15 protein-coding genes, 3 tRNA genes and 1 pseudogene are annotated in these 23561 nt (G+C 59.2%); 5 read left to right on the top strand and 14 right to left on the bottom strand.

The window, feature by feature from the left end:
• Positions 1 to 98 precede the first annotated feature (98 nt).
• The 5 genes from SO058_RS02345 to SO058_RS02325 all read right to left on the bottom strand — a co-directional run bounded on the left by SO058_RS02345 (position 99) and on the right by SO058_RS02325 (position 10938).
• Entirely contained in the window at positions 99 to 758 is a 660-nt protein-coding gene (locus tag SO058_RS02345; RefSeq protein WP_320841389.1) for an HAD family hydrolase, read from the bottom strand.
• Between the two features lie 13 nt (positions 759 to 771).
• On the bottom strand, positions 772 to 2022 hold the full coding sequence (locus SO058_RS02340) for a chloride channel protein (protein WP_320841388.1): 1251 nt from the start codon (positions 2020 to 2022) through the stop codon (positions 772 to 774).
• 64 nt (positions 2023 to 2086) lie between these two features.
• Positions 2087 to 3592 (bottom strand): IMP dehydrogenase, encoded by a 1506-nt coding sequence (locus SO058_RS02335; RefSeq protein ID WP_320841387.1) that lies wholly within the window; start codon positions 3590 to 3592, stop codon positions 2087 to 2089.
• Positions 3593 to 4007: 415 nt separating this feature from the next.
• Entirely contained in the window at positions 4008 to 7568 is a 3561-nt protein-coding gene (addA, locus tag SO058_RS02330; RefSeq protein ID WP_320841386.1) for a helicase-exonuclease AddAB subunit AddA, read from the bottom strand.
• Complete coding sequence (locus tag SO058_RS02325; protein ID WP_320841385.1) at positions 7549 to 10938, bottom strand: PD-(D/E)XK nuclease family protein; 3390 nt, start codon at positions 10936 to 10938, stop codon at positions 7549 to 7551. The genes addA and SO058_RS02325 overlap by 20 nt, the downstream gene beginning before the upstream one ends.
• A gap of 144 nt (positions 10939 to 11082) precedes the next feature.
• On the opposite strand from SO058_RS02325, the gene SO058_RS02320 reads away from it, so the two are divergent.
• From SO058_RS02320 to SO058_RS02305, 4 genes and pseudogenes are all read left to right on the top strand, one after another.
• Positions 11083 to 11159, top strand: a tRNA-Asp gene (locus SO058_RS02320).
• 31 nt (positions 11160 to 11190) lie between these two features.
• Positions 11191 to 11266 (top strand) — tRNA-Phe (locus SO058_RS02315).
• 158 nt (positions 11267 to 11424) lie between these two features.
• Positions 11425 to 11500 (top strand) — tRNA-Gly (locus tag SO058_RS02310).
• Positions 11501 to 11740: 240 nt separating this feature from the next.
• Positions 11741 to 12424 (top strand): annotated as a pseudogene (locus SO058_RS02305) (collagen-like protein); the annotation flags it as partial.
• A 39-nt stretch (positions 12425 to 12463) separates the two neighbouring features.
• On the opposite strand, the gene SO058_RS02300 reads toward SO058_RS02305, so the two are convergent.
• Positions 12464 to 17002: a SpaA isopeptide-forming pilin-related protein gene (locus SO058_RS02300; RefSeq protein ID WP_320841383.1), complete on the bottom strand. Its 4539-nt coding sequence runs from the start codon at positions 17000 to 17002 to the stop codon at positions 12464 to 12466.
• A gap of 101 nt (positions 17003 to 17103) precedes the next feature.
• Between SO058_RS02300 and SO058_RS02295 the strand changes: the two genes are divergently transcribed.
• Positions 17104 to 17751, top strand: a complete 648-nt coding sequence (locus SO058_RS02295; RefSeq protein WP_320841382.1) for a sortase — start codon at positions 17104 to 17106, stop codon at positions 17749 to 17751.
• Here SO058_RS02295 and SO058_RS02290 read toward each other — a convergent pair.
• The 8 genes from SO058_RS02290 to SO058_RS02255 all read right to left on the bottom strand — a co-directional run bounded on the left by SO058_RS02290 (position 17731) and on the right by SO058_RS02255 (position 23531).
• On the bottom strand, positions 17731 to 18198 hold the full coding sequence (locus SO058_RS02290) for a hypothetical protein (RefSeq protein ID WP_320841381.1): 468 nt from the start codon (positions 18196 to 18198) through the stop codon (positions 17731 to 17733). The two genes, SO058_RS02295 and SO058_RS02290, sit on opposite strands and share 21 nt — an antisense overlap.
• 273 nt (positions 18199 to 18471) lie before the next feature.
• Entirely contained in the window at positions 18472 to 19707 is a 1236-nt protein-coding gene (locus tag SO058_RS02285) for a BTAD domain-containing putative transcriptional regulator (RefSeq protein WP_320841380.1), read from the bottom strand.
• A gap of 62 nt (positions 19708 to 19769) precedes the next feature.
• Positions 19770 to 20846, bottom strand: coding sequence for a type IV pilus twitching motility protein PilT (locus SO058_RS02280; RefSeq protein WP_320841379.1), 1077 nt, complete (start codon positions 20844 to 20846; stop codon positions 19770 to 19772).
• A gap of 18 nt (positions 20847 to 20864) precedes the next feature.
• Positions 20865 to 21329 carry a hypothetical protein gene (locus SO058_RS02275; RefSeq protein ID WP_320841378.1) on the bottom strand — a complete coding sequence of 155 codons (465 nt, stop codon included), beginning with the start codon at positions 21327 to 21329 and terminating at the stop codon, positions 20865 to 20867.
• The gene (locus tag SO058_RS02270; RefSeq protein ID WP_320841377.1) at positions 21326 to 21727 is read right to left on the bottom strand and encodes a hypothetical protein; all 402 of its coding nucleotides are present in this window, start codon (positions 21725 to 21727) and stop codon (positions 21326 to 21328) included. Before SO058_RS02270 ends, SO058_RS02275 begins: the two co-directional genes overlap by 4 nt.
• Complete coding sequence (locus SO058_RS02265; RefSeq protein WP_320841376.1) at positions 21724 to 22197, bottom strand: DUF4860 domain-containing protein; 474 nt, start codon at positions 22195 to 22197, stop codon at positions 21724 to 21726. Before SO058_RS02265 ends, SO058_RS02270 begins: the two co-directional genes overlap by 4 nt.
• Complete coding sequence (locus tag SO058_RS02260; RefSeq protein WP_320841375.1) at positions 22194 to 22505, bottom strand: hypothetical protein; 312 nt, start codon at positions 22503 to 22505, stop codon at positions 22194 to 22196. Before SO058_RS02260 ends, SO058_RS02265 begins: the two co-directional genes overlap by 4 nt.
• 12 nt (positions 22506 to 22517) lie before the next feature.
• On the bottom strand, positions 22518 to 23531 hold the full coding sequence (locus tag SO058_RS02255; protein ID WP_320841374.1) for a type II secretion system F family protein: 1014 nt from the start codon (positions 23529 to 23531) through the stop codon (positions 22518 to 22520).
• Between the last annotated feature and the right edge of the window lie 30 nt (positions 23532 to 23561).

Below are 23561 nucleotides of genomic sequence, written 5' to 3'. Positions count from 1 at the left end.
CGCGAAGCTCTCTTCGCTGCAGCCGCTTTCCGTTCCCGTGATTCTTTCCGTATTTTAGTGTATAGCAATATAAATTTCAAATCAAGTGGTTTTGTAAATTAAAATAAAATGCCGTCGAGCTCTGCAAAGGAGCGCTCGATAAAAAAATCGCTCGCCGCGCGAAGCTCGGCCTCCCCCGCCGCATAGGCAGGTTCCGCCATGCCGCACACGCGAAAGCCGGCCTGCTTTGCCGTAACGCCCGCATAGGGCGCGTCCTCGAACACGATGCATTCGGCTGGTGAAAGCCCCAGATCCTGCGCCGCGCGCAGGTAGATATCCGGGCGGCGCTTGGATACGCCCACATCCTCTATCGTCAGCATAAACTCAAAAAATTCCAGCATGCCGCGGTCTCGCAGCGCTTTTTCCGCGTGGCCGCGCGCGGTCAGCGTCGCGATCGCCATTTTGACGTTCCGCACCCGCAGTTCCCGCAAAAAATCCAGCACGCCCGCCTTGGGCTTTGCAATCTTCGCATAGCGCGCTTCGATCAGACTATCCAGCCCACGAACCAGCCCGCGTGCGTCAAACGGCAGGAACGGATAGGTGTCAATAAAATACTGCGCGCCCTGTATTTGCGTCGTCCCCTCAATCGCCTCATAGTCCGCGTCGGTCACCGTAACGCCGTACTGCCCCAAAAACCGCTGGCTCAGCTGGTCCCACACGGGCATCGAATCGAGCAGCGTGCCATCCATATCAAAGATCGCGCCTTTAAAATTCTGCATGTTTGCTTCTTCCTTACTTGGTCTTGCGGTCGATAAACTCGGGCCGCATTTTGGAATATAGAATTTTTTGCTCGCTGTACAAGCCATAATAGCCCGACATCATATAGGATACCGCGAGAACGATCGCAAACAGCGGCAGTCCCTGTCCGCCAAACAGCTCGAACGCCAGCAGCATCGAGGCGACCGGCGAATTGGTCACACCGCAGAACACCGCGCACATACCAAGCCCGGCCGCAAACGATGGGGATAGGCCGAAAAAGCCGCCGTAGGCCGCGCCGAACGTCGATCCGATAAATAAAACAGGCACGATCTCGCCGCCCTTATAACCCACGCCGATCGTAATGGCAGTGAAGAGCAGCTTGATGAAAAACGCGCTGTAAGCCGCGTCGCCCGCGAGCGCGCGCTCGATGACCGCCATACCCGCGCCGTTATAATCGCGCGTACCGAGCAGCAGCGAAAGCCCGATGACCACCGCGCCGCCCGCCGCGATGCGCAGGTATTGGTTTGATATGTATGTGCCGAACAGCTTGCCGATGCGGTGGAACACCATGCACACCACAGCCGACAGCACTGCGCACACTGCGCCAAACAACACGAGCTTTAAAAGCAGCAGCGCGTCGACCGCCGCCGGATAGCCGCTGATGACGAACGCGGTCGTTTCCCCGCCGAGCGCGAGCGCCAGATGATGCGCGATGACCGACGCCAGAATACAAGGGAACAAGGCCGCGTAGTACATCACGCCCACGCTGATGACCTCCATGGAGAATACGGTCGCCGTGATCGGTGTGCCGAATAGCGCGGAAAAGCCCGCCGCCATACCGCACATGGTGATGACACGGCTGTCCTTATCATCGAGCCGGAGCCAATGCCCGATATTGCCCGAGATCGCGCCGCCAAGCTGCAGCGCCGCGCCTTCGCGCCCCGCCGAACCACCGCACAGGTGGGTCAGCACCGAGGTCAGGAAAATGCTCGGCGCAAGGCGCAGCCGCACCGGATGGTTTTCCCGCACCGAGGTCAGGATAAAATTGGTGCCGCGTTCGAGCGGCATGTCGGCCTTGCGGTACCAAAACGCGATGAACACGCCGGCGGCCGGCAGCAGATACAGCAGCCATCCGTGCTTTTCGCGCATTCCGCCTGCCCATTCCAGCGCGTGGTGAAACGCTGCGCCGACTGCGCCAACCACCATGCCGATGATGACGGCAAACAGGCACCACCGCGCAAAAATCCAGACGTTGCGCGCCTGTTTCTTCCAGTATTCCCGCAATACCGCTCCCCCCTTGACAATAAATTGCCCCGCAGCAAACACCACGGGGCAATAAAGCCGATTTTTACTTCGACGTTGCAGCCGTTTCCTTGGGCACGACATCGTGCGCGCCGCCCTCGACGATCGAGGTGGCGGAAACCAGCGTGATCTTTGCCTTTTTCTGCAGTTCCGGAATGGTCAGCGCGCCGCAGTTGCACATGGTCGAGCGAACCTTAGAAAGTGTCAGCGTAACATTGTCCTTAAGCGAGCCGGCATACGGCACATAGGAGTCAACGCCCTCCTCGAACGACAGCTTCTTGTCGCCGCCGAGGTCGTAGCGCTGCCAGTTGCGCGCGCGCGCCGAGCCCTCGCCCCAGTATTCTTTCATATAGGAGCCGCCGATGTTGACCTTATTGGTCGGAGACTCGTCAAAGCGGGAGAAGTAACGGCCCAGCATGAGGAAATCCGCACCCATCGCGAGCGCGAGCGTGCAGTGGTAATCATGCACGATACCGCCGTCCGAGCAGATCGGCACGTAGATGCCGGTCTCCATAAAATATTCGTCCCGTGCTGCGGTGACCTCGATCAGCGCGGTCGCCTGACCGCGGCCGATGCCCTTTTGCTCGCGGGTGATGCAGATGGAACCGCCGCCGATGCCGACCTTGACGAAATCCGCGCCTGCCTCCGCGAGAAAGCGGAAGCCCTCGCGGTCAACCACGTTGCCCGCGCCGACCTTAACGTCCTCGCCGTAGTGCTCGCGCACCCAAGCCAGCGTGCGGGCCTGCCATTCCGAGAAGCCCTCGGACGAGTCGATACACAGCACATCCGCCCCGGCTTCGACCAGCGCGGGAACACGCTCTGCATAGTCCCGGGTATTGATACCCGCGCCGACGACATAACGCTTGTGCGCATCGAGCAACTCGAGTGAATTCGCTTTATGGCTGTCATAGTCCTTACGGAACACCATGTAGACCAGATGCTGGTTCTCATCGACCAGCGGCAGCGCATTGAGCTTATTGTCCCAAATGATATCGTTCGCGGCCTTGAGGCTGGTGTCCGCAGGCGCGGTGATCAGCTTGTCGAACGGAGTCATGAATGCGGAAACCTTGGTGTCTGTTTCCATGCGGGACACACGGTAATCGCGGCTCGTCACGATGCCGAGCAGCTTGCCGGTGGCCGTGCCGTCATCCGTGACCGCCATGGTCGAATGGCCCGAGCGCTCCTTAAGCGCCAGCACGTCGCTCAGCGTTTGCTCAGGGCGCAGGTTGGAATCGGAAACGATAAACCCCGCTTTGTACGATTTGACACGGGACACCATCGCGGCTTCGCTCTCGACCGACTGTGAGCCATAAATAAACGAAATGCCGCCCTCCTGTGCAAGGGCAATGGCCATGCGGTCGTCCGACACGGCCTGCATGATCGCCGAAACCATCGGGATATTGGCATACAGCGCGGACTGCTCGCCTTTTTTAAACTTCACGATCGGCGTGCGGAGGCTGACGTTGGCCGGCACACAGTCGGTTGCCGAATAGCCGGGCACAAGCAGGTATTCGCTGAACGTGCGCGAGGGTTCGCTAAAATAATACGCCATCTTTTCTGCTCCTTTTCATTCCTGTCATTTCAATTCTATATTGTTTTTTATTATAGCCTGATTTCCCGCCAAAGTAAAGCGTGCTTGTGACGGTTTTTGCAGTTTTTTGGCAGGCTGCCCTATGCAAAGCGCATGATAAAAAACCAAAAAAATGAGAAAGGCCGCGGCACCAAAGGCCACGGCTCTTTCCCGATGGAAATGAGGAATGAATGTTGTGAGCAATGCTCATGCCGCAGCAGGTGTGAGGTTCACCCGTTGCCCTGCGGCAAGGAAAAGCGCTTCAACGCTTTGCCTCGTTGATATTCTACCCGTCCATTTTTCAATTGTCAATCGTCTTTTTGACGAAACGTATCGCAGGACATTCCGGGTTCTGTCTCTTTTCCACACTAATTCAACTATTTTGCTCTGTTTTGGTCTAAATCTCGCACCAAACACCACACGAAAGAAAAAATAAAACTTTTTTCTGCACAGGTTTTCCAAATACCGCGCCCACTGCGAACGCATAAGCATCCATTTGCGCGCGGTACCGTTCGGCGCGCTGCCGGACCTCCTCAGCGCGCACCCGGTCGGTTTTGAAATCCAGAATTATGAAGCCCTGCCCTGTCTCCGCCAGCAAATCGATGACGCCTTGCAGCAGCACGCGCTCCTCAGGGGCGGACGCCGCCTCAGGATAGTACTGCGCAGCCGGCGCTAGCACCGAAAATTTGAATTCCCGCCGCAGCTGTCCCTGTGCCAGCAGGGTCAGATATAGGTCAGATGCAAAGAATGCACAAATTTTGTTTTCGTCTACCGCGTCTGCCTGCTCGTCCGACAGGATCTTTGCCTGCCTTAGCCGCGCAAGCTCCTGTGCAACGCCATTTGGAGCAGCGACAGCCTTATAATCGCAGAATTGCAGAAACAGGTGGTGCGCGGTCCCGATCTCAGCCGGTGTCAGCCTTTTGGCGCGTTTCTCAAAGAACGGCGCACGCAAGGGGACTTCCTTTCGAGGCGGCGGTGTCATTTCCGCGGCCTCATCCGCCCGGTAGCCCCGCCCGATGCCGGTCGCGGTCAGCTTGGAGGGTAGGTCGGCCAGGAACGCATTTGGATAGTCCAGATCCGGCCGCACGACCAGCTTTCCTGTTTTCAGTTCCTCAAAATGCCCGGGCATAGGCTCCGCATCGGGCGATAGGTCGGCCGCCGGCCACACATGCACCTCGAACGACTCCGGAATATCCAGCCGTTCGGGAACGTCAAGTTCATACTGCTCGCGCAGCTCCCGCGTGCACTGCTGCCGTAGCAGCGGCGCGACGATCCAGCCGAGCGGCGCGCGCACCGCTCCCATCGCATATTGCGGCAATTCAGGCAGCGAAGCGAGCAGCGCCCACTTTTGCAGCGAGGACGCGAGCGAACCGCTCACGCCGGTCAGGATCAGCTTTTCTTTGGCACGTGTCATCGCGACGTATAGCACGCGCAGCTCTTCCGAGACCATTTCGCGCCGCTGCTGTACGGTCACGGCCGTGCGCTCGACCGTGTCATATTGAATGCCGCGCGTCCGGTCCCGGCATTTGCTGCCGAAGCCCAGTTCACTGTGCACAAGCACCGGCTCGCGCAGGTCGGCTTCATTAAAGCGCTTGGCGCAGTCCGCGACGATCACCACCGGAAATTCCAGTCCCTTGGATTTATGGATGCTCATAATACGCACCGCGCCGCCGGACAGCGCGGCGTCTACCCGCTGAAAGTCCTCACCGGTTTCCTGCATACCGCGCAGCAGGCGCACGAACGCGAACAGGCCGCGGTAGCCCTGCGTCTCAAACGCGCGCGCCCGCTCGAAAAACGCGAGCAGGTTCTGCTGCCGCTGCGCACCGTTTGGCAGCGCGCCGTACAGCCCGAGCGCGCCCGTCCGTTCATAGATCTCCCACAACACGCGGTAGACCGGCTGGTCGGCGGCAAAATCGCGCAGAGAAGCAAGCGTTTCCACAAACGCCGCCGCTTTCTCGTCATCCTGCGCCGCGGCCAGAAGTGCATCATAATAGCTCGCCTGCCGGTCGGCAAGACGAATGTCGGCCAGCTCCTGTTCGGAAAAACTGAACAAAGGCGAGCGCATCACGCCGATCAGGTCGATGTCCTGCCGTGGGTTGTCAATCACCGTCAAAAGCGATACGACCGCTCCGACTTCACTTGTGCCAAGCAGTCCGCCGCGCTCCTCCGCGCTCGCAGACAGCCCGACGGCCTCGAGCGCCGCGGTAAACGCACGCGCCTTGATGCGCGGCGAGCGCAGCAGGATAACGATATCGCCCGGCGTGACCGGACGGAGCACGCCCGTTTCCTTATCAAGTATCGGCAGGCCCTCATCGAGCAGCCGCCGGATACGCCCCGCACACATCCTGGCTTCAAGCGTAGTCTTATCCTCGCCATCGTCATCGCCGCCCATATCCGCCGCATCGGCCAGCAGCACCTCCGCGCGGTAGCGCGGATCGTCCGCCGCCGGATAAGCCGCGCCCAGGTGCAGCGCTTCCCGATCGGTATACGCCATATCGCCGACCGTGTCTCCCATGACCGCTTTGAAAACTGTATTACACGCATCGAGCACCTGCGCGCGCGAACGGAAATTTTGGCCCAGCACAACGCGCGCCGGCCGGCCGTTCTCCGCGTGCTCCACATCGGAAAACTTGCGGTATTTAGCAAGGAAAATCGAGGGGTCGGCCAGCCGGAAACCGTAAATACTCTGTTTCACGTCTCCCACTAGGAACAAATTGCTCTCGTCCCGCGAGAGCGCGCGGAAAATCGCGTCCTGCACCGCGTTGGTATCCTGATATTCGTCGACCAGGATCTCCGCGTAGTTTTCAGACAATGCGCGGGCCAGCGTGGAAGGCTTCCCGTCCTCAATCAGCAGCCTGACCGCGAAATGCTCCAAATCATGAAAATCCGCCGCGTTCCGCTCGCGCTTGGCTTTGGAAAACGCGTCGTCAAATGCGTTCACCGTATCGATCAGCGCGTTCAGCGCAGGCGCGACCAGCGCACGGTCGTAAACGGCCTCATCAGTCTTAACAGTCAGCCACTTCTCCCGGATCGCCTTAGACGCGGTCTTCCACTCTTCGCGCAGCGTTTTGATAGCCTCCAGCAATGCTTTATCCTCAAAGCCGCGCACCGCCTTGAGCCTATCGGGCGCGACCGCGCGCGCCGCGTCCACGCACGTATCCCAATCGCCCGTTTCGAGCGCGGCGAGCAAGGCGCGCGCCTGCCGCAGATCGTTTGTCAGCGCTGGGAGATAAGCGTCGCGCAATTCCTCCACGCTTTCGCATTCGGCGGCTGCCCGCTCCAGAAACATCGCGCCGTGTTCCGCCGCCGCACGCGCCTGCCGGAGCAGCACGCGGCCGTGCGCGGTATCCATACCGCCCGCATACAGCCCGCGCCGCACGCTCTCCAGAAACGCGCGCGGGTCAGGGTGCGACTGGATCTTTTCGTAGGTGCGCAGGACCGTGTCCTCCAGACGCTTGTCATCCCGCCCGCTTGAAAGCAGGTCGGACAGCGCGAAAAACGCCTCATCTTCAGACGCATAGGCCGCTTCGAGCACGTCCTCCAAAACCCCGGTGCGGAGCAGCAGGCTTTCCTGTTCGTCCAAAATGCGAAAATCCGGCGCAATGCCCAGCTCGACCGCCTGCTCGCGTGCAAGCTGCTGGCAGAACGCGTGCACCGTGGTGATCTGCGCGCGGTGCACCAGAAAAAGCTGGCGCCGCAGACGCTTATCATCCGGCCGCAAGGCCAGTGCGGCGGAGATGGCCGAGGCGATGCGCTCACGCATTTCCGCCGCCGCCGCTTTGGTAAACGTCACGAGTAGCAGCCGGTCGATATCGGCCGGTTCGTGCTCATCGGTCAGGCGGCGCAGCACGCGCTCGGTCAGCACCGCCGTCTTGCCCGAGCCGGCGGCTGCCGAGACCAGAAGCGCGCTTCCCCTGCTGTCGATCGCAAGCTGTTGGTCATGCGTCCACTGCGGCATCGTCATCCCCTCCGATCTGCTGCCAGAATTCGTCGTCGTTCAAATGGCGCAGCAGCCGCGCCTTGTCTCCCGTTGTTTCATCGAACTGGCAGGCTGCGCGGAAATCGCACCAGTCGCAGTAAGAGGATACCTTGTCTTTTTTGCAAGGATCGGCCATCACGCTGCCCGCGCGCAGTTCACGCCCCATCTCGAGCAGCTTACCGTGCGTATAGCGCGCAAGTTTTCCAAACTTTGCAAGCCCCGCGACCGCCGATTTCGCGGCTATTTGCGGCTCGTCCTCCCCCTTCGGCACCTTGATGGAGACCGGGATAAAGCGTCCGTCCCCCGAAAGGCCGCGCTCCATCGCCTCCAAAAGCTCCATATCGTCCGACAGCAGCCCCGAGCGGCGCAGCGCCTTGTCCCGCAGCGCCCGGAGCATATCATTGTCCGCCGCGCGCGGCGCTTCGGGCAGCTCGTCGCGCACCGGTACGTACAGCACGCCCGCGGGCACGATCTCCCGCAGGTCCTTGCCAAGCTTTTCCCGATAACGGGAAAGCCCTTGCTGTTCGAGCGCATATAGATAAATAATCATCTGCATGTTGAGCCCGTGCCACACGTCGGACAGCGAGAACGACTTCTTGCCGCTCTTATAGTCCATGATGCGCAGATACAAGCGGCCGTTTTTGATATAGCCGTCCACCCGGTCCACCTTGCCCGACAGGCTGACTGCGGTCTCCCCATCTGCGCATTCGACGGGCGGCAGATCGCCGCCGCGCGAAAAATCAACCTCAAAATCGATGGGCGCGAATTCTGAGGCGCGCAGTTCGTCCAGTACGTTTTCGAGAATCTGTTCTGTGGTTTTTGCCAGACGGCGGAACAGGTAGCGAAAGCGCGCGGTCTGCTGCGACAGGTCGCCCAGCTCCTCGCTTACATATTGTCTGACCGCCTCGCGGCAGGCCTTTTTCGCCTGTTCGCCGGTCGCCGCGGCTGCGCCGCCCGGCAGTTCCCCGAGCGCCAGCAGCGCATGCTCCAGCACATAATGCACGAATGTGCCCGTTTGCAGCGCGTCAAAGCGCGCCTGCTGGCGTTTTTTGGCTTTAAGGCCATACTGCATGAAAAACGCGAACCGGCAGGAATAAAACGTATCGACCCGTGACGCGGTCAGGTTTAGCGATTTACCGTATAGGCCGTCGATCGTGTGCGGGCTTGACAATGGCCCGCGCGAAACGCGCTGCTTGGCCGCACGCTCTACGCGCGGGTCGTTCCGGTAATGTGCGTAAGCCGCGCAAACGGCGGGCGTCCGGTCGCCTGCAAGGTATGCGCACGCCGCTTCGAGTGCGGGGCGGTCGGCCTCCAAGCGGTCCGCCCCCGCGAGCCCCTGATAATTCTGCATAGGCACGCCGCGCAGCATCTGCCGGATCACGCCAATCAGATAGGACGGCCTTGCCTCCTTGCCCGCAGTGTCAGACAGATGGAAGCTGAGCAGCAGGCCTTCCGTCGGGCAGGACAGCGCGCGGTATAAGGTCTCCTGCTCCATCAGCAGTCGCGTTTCTCCAAATGCCTTGAGTTCTACGCCCAATGCGTCCATTTTTTCGCGGTCAAAGTCCGAAAGCAGCGACATTCCCGACGGCGCTTGTGGGATCAGGCCATCGTTCACGCCGAGCAGGATCACATATTTTGCGTTCTCTCCACAGGCGCGGTCAATGCTGCCGCAGGTCACGCGGTCAAGCGACACCGGGATGGAACCCACGTCGTATTCGCCCAGAACCAGCCGGAACAGCGTCGAAAACCGTGCGGCATTCAGCGGCAGGTCGCCGCACACCCAGGCAAACTGCTCCAATGCCGAAACAAGGATCTCCCAAAGCTGGCGGTATTCGTCGGCAAGCTGCAACTGGCCTAATGCTTCATACCGTTCCGCACGCTCGGCCATGCGCGCGGGCGTATCGACAGCCACTAGAAACGCATACAGCGCCCGGACGCATTCCTCCGCCGGACGCTCCCCGGATAACTGTGCACGCAGTTCGAAAAACGGAGCGATGGCCTTTTTCCGCAGCGCGTTTAGTTCATCGAGCGCGGCGTGCGCCCGGTCGTCCATGGGAAGGCCGTAGCCCCCCGGATGCATCACCCATTCGCGTTCCCACGCGCTGCCGCTGATCCGCCAGGTCAAAACATAGTTTTCCAGCTTGTCCGTTTCCTCGCGGGAAAGTGCGGTAAGCCCGGTCTTGAAACAGGTGAACAGCTCCTCATAGCGGAAATACGTCTGCACCGCCTCGAGCGCGGACGTGACCAGCGCCATTGGCGGACGTGAGAGCAGATCGGGCTTTTCCGCCAGAAACACCGGGATGTCAAACCGCGCCATCGCCATGGCGAGAAACGCCGTATACGGCTCAATATCGCGCGCGGTTACAATAAAGTCGCGAAACCGGAGCCCCTCGTCGCGAACCTTGCGCCGGATAAACGCCGCCGCGTGCTCACACTCGTCAAACGGCGAGGAAGCGGCATAAAGCTGTACGCCCTCGCCCTGCGCCTCCCGAGACTCCCGCACAGGCAGCAGGCTTTCAGCCTCAACTACCGCAAGGTCGGATGGCCGGGCGATCTTGCTCGCACCGAGGTCGATCCGCTCGGCCTTGCGCCCATGCTTCGCCGCCATACGGCTCAGCGTGCGCACCGTCTGGCAGCCGGTGACGAAAACATCCGGATAGGCCGGGTCGCAGGCTACCGCCGCCGCCATGGGCACACCCATTTGAAGCATCGTTTCCACTATCGCCAGCTCCTGCGGCGTAAAGCCTAAAAAACCGTCCAGATAAACCGTTGCGCCCTCCAGCACCGTGCTCCCCGGCAGGCGATCCCGCAGGCTAGTCAGCCGGTCGCGCGGATCGGGCAGCGACTGTTCGCATAGCCGTTCATAAGCGGTCAAAAGCTGCGCCAGATCGGACAGCTTTGCGGCAAGCGTTTCCTCCCCGCTCTGCTGCGACGCTTCAAACAGCATTTCGGGCGGCACGCCGCAGGTCTTGCATTCATCAATCAGGCGCAGGGCTTCGCGCAGAAGCTCAGGCTTGTCCGCCAGACCCGGCCAGATGCGCAGGCCGCTCTGCACCTGCCGCGCGGCGCGCTGCAGCGTTAACAGCTGACCTGCCGGCGTCAGCATCTGCTGCGCCAAACCGCCGACCTCGGAAAACACGCGGTCTGATAAGCGGGAAAAAGTCAGCACTTCGGCGGTCCGTGCGCCCCGGTTTTCCGTAAAAGCGGCAAGGCGGCGCTCGTATACATGCGATCCAAGCTCAGGCACCAGCAGAATTTGTCTGCCCCGTCCCTCGCCGCACAACCGCGCAATCTCGGTCAAAATAAAAGTGGTTTTGCCGCTGCCCGCGCGGCCGGTCACAATGCGCATCCGCTCGCCTCCCCGTTTTGATAGGTGAAATCTTATTCTTATCGTACCATGAACACTACCCTCGCGCAAGGCGCTCGAAAAAACGAATTTTTTGGTTGACAGCCGCCCCGAAATATACTATACTATACAAGCATATTGCGATTCGGCCCGGTAGCTCAGTTGGTTAGAGCGCTAGCCTGTCACGCTAGAGGCCGTGGGTTCAAGTCCCATCCGGGTCGCCATTTCTTCAGCCGGAAAGGCTGAAGAAAATTTGCCTCTGTAGCTCAGTCGGTAGAGCAGGGGACTGAAAATCCCCGTGTCGGTGGTTCGATTCCGCCCGGAGGCACCATTTTTTCGAATTGCACCATTCGGTGCGATTCGAAAAATTATACCGCCAAGCAAGGAATCGAAAGGCGGCTCTTAGAAACATGCCGGTAGCATGTTTCAACCGCCGTGGCTTTTGCAGCAGCAAAAGCGATTCCGCCCGGATTTTCCAAACTTAAAAATGCGGCTGTAGCTCATCTGGTAGAGCGCCACCTTGCCAAGGTGGAGGTAGCGAGTTCGAGCCTCGTCAGCCGCTCCATTAAAAAGAACCTGTCCGCTGGACAGGTTCTTTTTAATGGAGCAACAGGCCTGCGTTCTGAATAAAATGAATCGCCGGACGGCTGATGCTGTGCCGGCGTTCAGAGAAAGGATGAATGGCATGCTTGACCCTAAGAATTCTAGCTGCTGCGGCGACCCGCTGGAAAGTTTTATAGAACATTTACAAGACGGCTGCGGCTATCCAATGCCGCCTTGTCCGCCCCCCTGTCCACATTCCTGTCCCACAGGCCCAACCGGTGCGACTGGCCCGACAGGTGCAACCGGAGCGACTGGCTCAAGTGGTCCGACCGGACCTACCGGTGCCACCGGGATGCGCGGTGCCACGGGCATGCCCGGCCCAACTGGACTCAGGGGCGCCACCGGTCCAACAGGATCAACAGGCAGCACCGGTGCCACGGGCGCACGCGGAACAACCGGCGCCACAGGCCCTACTGGTCCCACCGGGATGACTGGTTCTACCGGCCCCACCGGAATGACCGGTGCAACAGGCCCTGCCGGTGCCGCTCCAGAGGATGTTTTTGCATCTTTTGCCACATTCGCCATAGCGTTCACGAACGGGTCACAGATCCCACTGGGTACGATCACCGCTGATCCCACGGGACAGATCGTCTTGACCGATACCACACGCATCACCCTTGCACCAGGCTATTATCTGCTTTCATACCATGTATCCGCCATTTTGCGGGAAGCAGGTTATATGCAGATCACTCCGTTTTACAACGGCAGTTCGCATATTGAATATGGCATTTATTTTAAAACCGGATCTCCAGTGACCAGCGCCTATGGTTCAAACGCGATTATTATTTATGTGCCGGAGCAAACGCGCTTTTCCCTCACCTACAACAGCAACACCGTCGGTACAGACGGTACCGCAACAGTATCTGTTGTCAAGCTGAACAGATAATAATGAAAGGACCTCGCCGATAAGGCAGGTCCTTTCAACTTATTCTTCGTCTTCCTTGCGGCGGCCGAGCAAAAGGCCCAGTCCCGAAGTCAGCAAGCCGCCCGGAATCAGGATACCTGCGGTCAGCCCGCCTGTCTGCGGCAGACGCTTCGCACTTGTTGTCTCTGTCCCAGCAGAGGCTTTGGGAACATCTTCATCCGGGATCTCCACTGTGTTTTTCACCGGATCTTCACCCGAGGCCTGCGGCCGGTCTTCGTCTGGAATGTCGACGATATTTCCTTCTTCCCCCGGGGACAGCGGACGTTCCTCATCCGGGATATCCACTTCCCCGTCCGGCTTTTCCGGATCGGGTTTGTTTGGTCTTCCGCCTCCGCCATTGTGATTGTCCGACGGTTTCAGCTGGTTTGATATCTGCAGTTCCGCGGCCGACGTATCCTCCGGGAACACAAATATGGTTTCCGCATTGGCGGGCAGCACATAGCCCTCCGGCGCCTTTGTCTCGATCAGCTTGATTTTCTGGGTATCGGCAGGCAGTCCCGCGATTTTGAGTATCCCATCCGACTTTGTCGTCCCATGGCCGTAACGGATGTATTCGGTGCCGTTTACCGAATAATAAATATCGAATTCCGCGCCCTCGAGTTTAAGATCCTGCTGTGCGGCTGAAACCTTGGTCAGCGTCAGCCGCTTGGCGCCTTTCGGCGGATCGTTCCAATTGCCGTTCACGCCCGCGCCATAATAACGCACTTTCACGTCGCCCGCGCTTTCGCCGATCTGCTCTTCTTTCGCCTCACAGCGCACCTTGTTTGTAACCACAGTACCTGCAAAATTTGGGTCAATTTCAGCGGTCAGGCAAATCCTATACGCACTGTACAACGGCTGTTCGTTTCCGTCCGCTTCATTCGGAAGCGTAAAGCGAAATACCCCGTCTACATACGTCCAGCCGTTCGGCATGCCATCTTCACCATATGCAAGATCATCACCGACGATGTTCTTTCGCGCGGCGTCCAGCTTATGAATGGAAATCTGATACCGTCCGCCCTCTTGTTTGAGCGTCATGCCCTCCGGGAATTCATCGATCACCGTCGGTTCGGTATAGCCGTTGGCCTTTCCATCGAGATTGACGTCGATCGTCCAATCGGCTTCGTAGATCGCCTTGCCATTTTCAAACCGCTGCGCGCCGCTTTTGGTTATGTGGTTGCGGCTGATCTCGGCGGTTTTTTTCGCGGTAGCCGTGAGAGCGTGCCCCATGTCCGTACCGTTGATCGTCACCGTATTCGGGAACTTGACCTTTTGCGCGGCGATGCCCGACAGCTTTTCCGAGGCGACCTTGGTCTTGACAAACAAGATATATCGCCCGGTCTTGGTGTCCGCGCGGTTCTTTGCCGCCTCGATCGGATCGTTAAACTGGAATGTCACGGTATTTCCGCTCGCCATCACCGCTAAATAGGAGCCGCCTGTCACACTTGTCTCTAGCGGCTTCTTCGGCGTAAGCAGACCCATATAGCCATTGGTGTTGTCATAATTCGTCACGCTCGCGGCGTACAGCTCATACCCGGCATAGGTCAAGCCCTCGGGTAAGGTATCCACAAATGAAGGGCCCTTGTTCGTGTCCACCGGATCTGCCATTGCACGGCCATCTGCGTTAATTTGTATCTTCCACCAAAGTGTATTGTCTGCGGGTTCATAAGGGGTGCCGTTTCCATTCGCCGTATGGTTATTGCTAAACGACTCTTTGATCAAGAACGCGGATGTTACCGGCACCTGCGCGCTATGCGATACGGTCCTGCCATCCCAAACCAGCGATGCCGTGTTGGACAACTTGGTCTGCATCTGGTTTTTAAAAATATTTTGGCCAATGACTTCGGTCTGAAATTTGAACTGGTAGGATTGCTGATTCATTTCCCTGACATAGACAGTCAGCTTTCCGTCAATCATCGTGTACGCGGGAATCTCCGGATATTCCGCTGCGGGCGCCTGATTGTTTGCACACTGCTGCAGTACCTGCCATTCTCCGTTTTCCACCGACCAGTAAAGAGAACCATCCACAAAGCGGTTTTTCCATCCATTTGCCTTATATAGGTTGTTCAGATCATCTTCTATGCGCACGCCGCCGGTTAATGCCTGCCGGTTGCTGTTCGCGCTGATCTTCCAAGTCACCAGCCGGTTGGAACGGTCATACGAACCGGTCTTCGCGATCGCTGCTTGTACATAAGAGACCTCAGGACTTGTCGCTCCCGGCATCTCGCCCGCTGCGCCGCCCTGGCCACTGCCGCCGGGGAGCGTAAACGTCATATAGGCTTTATTGACCGTTTTTTGATTCTCCGAACCGAATACCGGACCGACCTGAGTATAGAACGTAATATTCTGCTGCTTTGCTGCGAGAGACGGAATATGCACAATCAACAGCTGTGCTGATCCGGCCAGCGCGGCAATCTCAGCCTGAAGCGCGGCAGGGGCGCCTGCCAGTATGGTCTGCCTGGTGATTGTTTCAACCGAATACCATGGTTTTACGTCACTTTGCGCATTCAAAACCGATTTGCCATCCAATCGGACATCCGCGTTTTCGCCGAATATCATCTCCGACGGCAGCAGGTCATACACTAAAACGTTTTCCAGCTTGACCGGAGTTCCACCGTTCAGCTTGATGGTCCATTTGATCTCGCTCGCATGGTTTCCATCCACAGCTTGATACTCGCCGTCTTTGCCGAGCCATCGGGTATCAAAGACCTTATTAGCCGAAGCTTCAGCCGTTATCGTCCCCTGCTCCGCATCCTGCTTGATGACGGATGCCTGATTGGTAATGATGGCACGCTGCTCATTGAGATGGCTCATAAAAAACGAATCGTTGACCACAGTCTTGACCAACAGTTCGACCGCCTCATTTTTCCCAAGCGTAATCGTATTCTGTCCGTCAGTCACGCCGCCGTCCGCCGGGAACGTATAGGTCGGCTCTGTGCTTTCCGGATTGGATACCGCGCTTGTCACATCGATAGCGGTATTGCCGCGTACCGCCGACATGCTGCGAAAAGATAACGCATCGCCAAGCCGCTCGGCCACCACGGCGCCGGCAAGCGACGCGCCGTTTTCAGGCGTCAGCGTGATCGACCACGTGATGGTACGGGTATCTTTATCAAAGGCTTTTTCCTTTTTATTCATCTGGATGTGCGGGGTCTGTGCGTCGATATTGCTCCAATCAAGCTCGATAGTCGTGCCGCCCAGTGTCACCGTGTCCATATCCGGGTGGCCGCCGGAACCCTTTTCATAGCGGCAGGACATCCAAAACCACGGACGCAGGCCGGTGATCTGAGCGATGGATGCGCCGGACTGTCCGGGATTTGCCGCTTCAAAGCTTGCCCGCAGCGCTGCTTCATCCGCAATTTCAATATAGGCCGTGCTCGTGGGTTTATCCACCCTGATCGTACCAATGGCAAAGCCCTGATACTTGCCTGTCGAAGCGATCGTCAATTCCCGGTTGTCTCCGCCGCCGCCCAGCTCGCCTAAGCTGAACACCTGCCCAAAGGATTCCATATCCACTTGCAGGACGCTGCCCGCCGCATCGCGCAGCGAAAGCTGGGGATCGAGCGCGCAGTCGTACCGCACGCCAAACACTGTCTGCGGGTCGACCGGGGGCGTGAGCGGCTGTGCGGCCGGGTCGTTCGGATCTGCGTTTTCCCCATACAGCTTGATGGTTTCCGAAAGCGCACTGCCAGTGACGGTAAATGTGTATCCGCTCGCCAGGCCGGGGGCGATCGTCCAGCCGGAGGCGGCGCTACCGCTATCCGGGCCGCTGCTTAAGACGGCTCGCGGGCCGATCACACGTGTTCCAAACAGCGCGGCCATAGGCTCTGCAGCACTACTGTCTTGTTGTTCCTGCTGGTTATCTGCGGTAGACGCCTCCGTCTTCGCCTCTGTTTCAGGCTTTGATTCTATTGGCTGTACCTGCTGCGGCTCCGTGGGCGCGTCAGGCGGCTTCTCTTCGCCCTTTTGCTCCTCGCGATCCTGCTGATCATTCGCTTCCGGCTCAGATTCTGAGGGAACGGGCACTTGCCCTCCCTGCTCAGGCTGCAAGGTATTGTCTTCGGGCTGCGCAGCAGGCTTCTCCCCGTCTTGCGGAGCCGCTTCAGGCTGCTTTGCTTCATCAGCTTGTATCATATCAGGCTGCACTGCCGTACCACCGAGCATAACAACGCTGCTTTGGTCGATTGCCGCCCCATTGACCCGATCGACCGATACCGCCTCGCCGCTCTGGTTATAGACCACGGTCAGGAACTTATGCTGTGGCTGCTGGATACTGCCATCAAAGCGGTATGCGGCTACATACACCACATTGTCCCGCTGTGTCGCGTCGGCTATCGTGTAGCCGTCCAGCATGGCGAGCGCCTCTTGGGGCAGCTCCCAGTCGCTGAGATCGATACTCGATGTCACCAATCGTGCAGCAGCCGTATCGACAGACAGGTTTTGCCCATCAAATCCAATGATGCCGGCCGCAGCCGCGCCGGTTACTGGCAGCACGCCTGCGAGCAGGCAGGCCGCGAGCGCCGCCGCGCTTATGCGGCGAAACAATGAATGTAGACGCATGGAGCATTCTCCTCTTCTAAAATGCCGGATCTCCCCGGCAGAAAATTTGATGGTTGACAGAGCCCCTCCTGTCGGGGTACTCTTATAGTCAGGTGATAAAAATGGCTAAAAACTCTAGAAAAAAATTAGAACGCGGCCTGCTTATAACGGGTCTTGCACTGGCGGTCATCGGACTCGTCTATGAGGGCGCCAATTATCCGTGGGGCGTGCTGTTCGGCCAGCAAAGCGTGCCGGACGATCCCGCGCCGGTTTCCGCCGAATGGGTCGAAACCTCGAACGCGGAGGAATCGGTCGTCTATCTGCCCGGTGAAGAGGGATACGACGAAGCCGAACCTGCGGAAGCGCCGCTTCAGGCAGGTGTGATTAAAATCCCGCGCCTCGAGCTGGCGGACAATATCGTCGAGGGCGTCGATCAGCCATCGCTCAAGCTGGGCGTCGGCCATATGCCGGGAACCGCCCTGCCTGGTCAGAGCGGCAACTGCGTACTCGCCGGCCACCGGCCCCGCGCGCTTCTGCGCCATTTGGACATGATCGGCGAAAACGACCAGATCCTACTGAGCGACCAAGACAATGTCTATACCTATGAAGTATTCCGCACCCTGACCGTTGAGCCGACCGAAGTGTGGGTCACCGAGCCGGTCGACGGCCGGGAGTCTGTGATGACGCTTTTCACTTGCACGCCATATATGGTTTCCACGCACCGGCTGGTTGTGCAGGCCGAGCTGGTCTCATCCGAGCCACGCGTTTGACTGCTCCCGCTCTTGCTCACTGGTGAGCAGTGCGTCGTCTATCATGCGCAACAGCTCAAGTGCGCTGCGAAAAAACACTTTCCGCTCCCGCTCCAACCATACCGCTTCGCCCTGCCAGCTTGAATTCTGCCGGAACCGCACCCGGATGATGAACGTTGCGACGTGCCCGGGGCGCTCGGCGGCAGTTTCCAGCCGGCAGAACCTCCCGTGTTCGGGCGGCGCGCCGGGCAGCAGCCCGCGCCGCTGTTCCGGCCGTTCGGTCACCGGGTTTTCATCCAGCCAGCCGTCGATCAGCCGTAGTAGCGGCAGCATTGCGCTGAAGCTCACCGCTCTTCGCGGATTACCGCCATATGCCCTGCCGGTCAGTTCCCCGCGTCTGCTTGTGTCGATGCAGAGCAAGATATGCCGTTCCTGCCGGACCGCTCCGCCTGATTCAATATGCAGCATTGTGGTTTGCCTCCTCAGCAGGTTTTATATTCTACATATCCAGTATGACATCCCGCGGTGATATCCCGGTTACATTTCAGGCAACGCAGGAAGATTTTCTCCTGTCTGATAAAACCAAAAGCCGTGTCCGTATGATTCAATCACACGGACACGGCTTTTTTACGCATAATTATTATATTAAGCAATTTTTTCATCCATCTGTTCAATTTTTTCTGTTTCCCTGCATTTTTATGATTCTACACAAAAAAAGCGCGACCAATTATTTGGCCGCGCTTACTCTTCGAGTTCATTTTCCGTTTGTTCTTCACAGGGCCGCAGCGGCCGCAGTTTTCCAGATATCACCACAGGGGCCTTAGGATACAGCCGTCGAAACGCTCTCCTAATACGCTCCAGCACCATTTGCCCCGTCTCATAAGTAACCGTTGGCAGCAAGAGCACATATTGCGACGGGCTGTACCGGGCAATGACGTCACACCGGCGCAGGCTTGCGCAAGAGGCCTCCAGCAGGCGTTCCATCGCTTTGCCCAGCACGCGCTGTTCGGGCATCTGGCAATAAGCGTCGGTGACCGTCAGCAGCGCCAAAAACATCCGTCCGCCGTACCGCGCGAGGCATCGCGCCTCGATGCGGTAAATATCCTCAAAAATACCATATTCACAGACGTACGCGCCACCCTGCGCCTCGCGTTCCTCCAGCTTGCCGCGCACGCCGTCGATATCGAGTTCAGTGGCCTGTTCGACCTCGGCGATCTTCCGGTACAAGGCGCGCAGTTCGTCGGATACCTGCACACCCATGTCGTCATAATACAGATCAGTGATCCGGCTATACTGTGCCATTGCCTCTTGTGTGCGGCCGCAGGCAGTCAGCGCCAGGATAAGCGCATAGTTCGCCGCTTCATCCAATTCGTCGATCTGCAACGCTTCGCGGCAGACCGCGATGATCTCGTCATACTGCTCGTCTTCCTGCAGCAAGCCGCACAGTTCTCCTACCACGGACAGATACTGCCCATGCAGGTGCGCCGCCGGCGGCAGCATCCAGATCTCCGAACTGTCCAAAAAACGGCCCCGGTAAAGACTGGCAGCTGTGCGCAGCAGCTCCAGCCGCTCTTCCCGCGCAAGCCCGCCGCCGTGCAGCCTTTGGCATGCCGCTTCAAACGTCTCGATGTCCATTTGGGCTTTAAGCCCCAAGTTCCATTGATAGCTCCCCTGCTGCACCAAAAAGAACGGCAGATCATCCGGAGCGCCGCCCTGCACCAGCGCGGCGCGTAACCGGTGCATCAGCGTTTTGAGCGCCGCACGCGGATTTTGGCTGCTCTCGCCCGGCCAAAACGTCTCATAGAGCTCGGTGTGCGGAACCGGGCGGTCGGCGTTCAGCAGCAGGTACTGCACCACGCCGCGCAGCTTTTTTGACCGCCGCAGCTGCTCGCTGACCGTTTTCCCATCTACCGCGATCGAAAATTCACCCAGCATGCGGACCGAGACCCGTCCCCTATACTTCTCCAGTTCATCCATGCGCACACCTCCTCCCACTATTTATCCAGTATACCATTTTCATTCGCCAAGAACAACTGCCGTCATCCATCTTTTTCCGATAGACGTAACCGCCGCTGCATTTGTTCCCGGTCCAGGCTGCAGCGCAGTGCGTTCTCAGCAGAAATCAGCCCTTCGCCGTATAGGCGGAGCAGATCGCCATCCATCGTCTGCATCCCTTCGCCGGACGACGCTTGTAGCACGCCGCCCAGTTGATGCAGTTTTGCGTCCCGGATCAGATTCGCAACCGCGGTATTGACCCGCATGATCTCAAACGCAGGGCGCGCGCCGTCCGTCGACGGCACAAGCTGCTGCGACACGACCGCGCGCAGAACCATGGAAAGCTGAATACGTATCTGCCCCTGCTGGGAGGGCGAAAACGCGTCGATAATCCGGTCCACCGAGTTGACCGCGCCCGTGGTATGCAGCGTCGAAATGACTAAATGTCCGGTCTCAGCCGCCGTCATCGCGGTTCTGATGGTTTCATAATCGCGCATCTCGCCCAGAAGAATCACATCGGGCGCCTGCCGCAGCGCGGCGCGGAGCGCAGGCACATACCCCTCGGTATCCGCGCCGATCTCGCGCTGGCTGACGATCGAGCGCGCGTGCCGGTGCAGATATTCGATGGGATCCTCGAGCGTGACAATATGCCCCTCCCGCGTGCGGTTGATACGGTCGATCAGGCACGCGAGCGTGGTCGTCTTGCCGCTGCCCGCAGGCCCAGTGACCAGCAGCAAACCGCGCCGCAGTTCACTCAGCTCCATCACTGTATCCGGGATATGCAGCGCGTACGGGTCTGGCAGTTCAAATGTGATGATCCGGATAACAGCGGCAAGCGAGCCGCGCTGCCGGTATACATTGGCGCGAAAACGCGACAGCCCGGGCACAGAAAAGGCAAAATCGTCCTCGCCGGTTCTTTTTAGCCGCTCGTCCGGGCGGCCATTCGCAAGCTGATACAGCTTTTCAACCAATTCGGCAGTCTGCTCCGGCTTGAGCGGCGGCGTGTCCTCGCGGTGCAGCACGCCGTCCACCTTATAGGCGGGCGGCATCCCCGCGATAAAAAACACGTCGGACGCGCTTCGGTCGACCGCCTGCCGAAAAAATCCTTGTAAATCTAGCATAGTCGTTTCCATTCCTTTTCATTGATGGACGGGCAGCGCGGCCTCGCTGTCCGGCTGGTCTTCCGGCTCTACACGGCTGCTGCGCACCCGCCAGGCGGTGCCGTCCGCCTCGGCGGTCAGCACGATACGGGTCACCAGGTCGCCCTGCGCGCCCGCGGAGAACGCAAAGCAAAGCTCGGCGGCCTGCGCGTCATATTCCGCCTGCGCGCCGTTTTGTGTGGTGCGCTCCGCCATAGCAGGCCCAGCTTCATCCGGTGGTGCGCCGCACATATCGTCAAGCAGGCTGAGCACTAGCTCGGTCTGCGATTCGGCGGCATAATAGTCGGACACGGTCTGCGCGCCGCGTTCAGTCAGCCGCCAATTGTCGGCTGCACGGGAAAGGGCAAGCAGTGAAAAGCACGTCAGGCACAGGATAAGCAGCACGGTCAGCACCGTCGGCCCGCCAAACGCCACGCCGCGCGTAGCGGCGGTCTTCCGCGTCATTCCACCACCTCCCGGACATAGCGGCGCACAGTCAATGAATAAGCAGGTTCCCGCCGCCCCGCCTGCGTGACCTTGATCTCCGCCGTATGCAGGCCGTCCCGCGGCTGTTCCGGAGTCAGCGTCAGCGTGCATGCATCGGGCAGCGTTAGCACCGCCTGCGCACCGTCCCACGATGCGCCCAAAAGCGCCGCCGTTCGCGCCGGGTCCCCACCGGCGGACTGAAACGCCTCTGCAGCATTGACCGCCGCATCGGCCGCCCGCCCGAGCACAGCGCTTTGCTGTCCCAAGGTGTTTGCACGCCCCAGAAGCGCCAGACATACCGCCGCGCAAACACAGAAAAACAGCAGATCGACTGTCAGCTCGAGCAGAAACAGGCGGGAGCGGGTCATCCGTTTCATGAGCCGTCCCCCTCTCCCCGGCGCGGCGACAGCAGGAGCTCGGTCCGCTGTCCCGCTTCCGTTGTCCCTATCACGCGGAGCATGCCGTCTTCTTCTGCAAATTCCAGCGCCGCCAGGCCGACCAGCCGCGCGCCGTCCGTCGTCAGCAGCGTCACATCATCCGGGCTGAACAGCTCATAAAGTGCGCCGTCAAGGCAATACAGCCGCGTTTGATAACGCTTTCCCTCCCAATCACTGTCGAGCACAAGCGCCTGCACGCCGCTTTCCATCTGCTCCAGATGGATCGCATCGCTCTGCCGCGCTTTGCCCGCAATATAGGCGATCGGCGTGCGGCTGTCATAATTCTCCTCCATCCGCGCCTGCGCCGTGTGCCAAACACGCACCCCCAGCACGATTGCACACGATCCGGTCATCAAGTAGACAAACATCAGGGCGACCGCCGCCAAGGAATCAAAAGAATACCGTTTCATGCTGCCGCCTCCTCCGCCTCGACCACGGTGATATCAGGCATCAGATTTGCCGCAAAGGGCTGGTAAAACACATAAAACCGATGGGTATCATACCGCACACCGTATTGCGCTGTCAAATACGCCAGATCAGGCGGATACCGCCCCTCAACCGCATAGCAGTACACCGCCGCGCGGCGCACATCATCCAGCACATCGTCGGCCGTCCGGTCTGCCCTCACGCCAACCCAGCCCGCGCCGAACGCGAGCAGCCCCGCAAAAACGATCAAAGCAAGCAGGGACAGCAGGATCCCCCGCACTTTTAAACGCATGGCCGCGCCCCCTTATCCGAACGCGGTCATGGCGCCGAGCAGCGGCAGCATGACCGACAGCAGCACCAGCCCAGCCGCCAGCGCGAGCACGGTGACAATAGTTGGCTCGATTCGGGCGATCAGCTCATCCGCGTGTGCGGACGCGGACGCACTCATGCGCGACGCGACCTCTTCCATCATCTGTTCCGCGCGGCCCGCGTGTTCCCCGACCCGCAGCATACGCAGGTAAAACCCAGAAAACAATCCGGTGCCCGCCAGCGCTTCGCTCAGCGATGCACCGTCCATCACCCGTTCCGCCGCACGTACAGCGGAAGCGGTATGCGAGAGCTCTCCCGCGCGGCGAAGCGACTCGTCAAGCGGCAAGCCGCTGTGCAGCATAAGCGCCATCGCGGACGCAAAACGTCCGGCCGATGTTTCCCGCGACAGCTTTGTGCGACGCAGCAGGCCGAGCTTGCCCGTGCGCTTATCAAACCACAGCAACGCTCCAATAAGGAGCAAGCATGCAAGCAGCACGGCCGCGCCCAGCGCCACGCCCTGCCCTGCGACAGCCAGCCATGCGGCAGACGGCGATAGTGCAAGCCCGATTGACGCAAACACACTTGAGAACACAGGCAGTACAAACGCCAGCAAAACGCCGAGCAGAACAGCCATCAAACCGCCCATAAGCAACGGAAAAACAACCGCTCCCCGCACACTGTCCCGCAGCGCGGCTTCCCGGCTGAAATATTCCGCCAGCGCGCTGAGCACGTCCTCCATTGCGCCTGTGCGCTCACCGATGCGCACCATACCGGTCATATACGCGGGGAATACTTCCGCCTGTTCAAGCGCGCCGGACAGCGCACTCCCCTCGCGCAGCGCCCCTGCAATGCCGTCATACAGCGCGCTTTCGCGCTGATCCCGCGCATCCTCACCAAGGATCGCAAACGCTTCCTCAGCTGGCACGCCCGCGCCGATCAATTCTTTGAGTTGCAAACAAATTGCGCCCGCAGCCTCAGGCGGCAATATGCGCCGGTGTGATCTGCTCATTGTGTCCTCCCAACATTTAATTGCTGCTTC

The organism is Agathobaculum sp., assembly GCF_034098985.1.
Taxonomy (GTDB): domain Bacteria; phylum Bacillota; class Clostridia; order Oscillospirales; family Butyricicoccaceae; genus Agathobaculum.
This window is presented reverse-complemented; position numbering and strand designations above follow the sequence as displayed.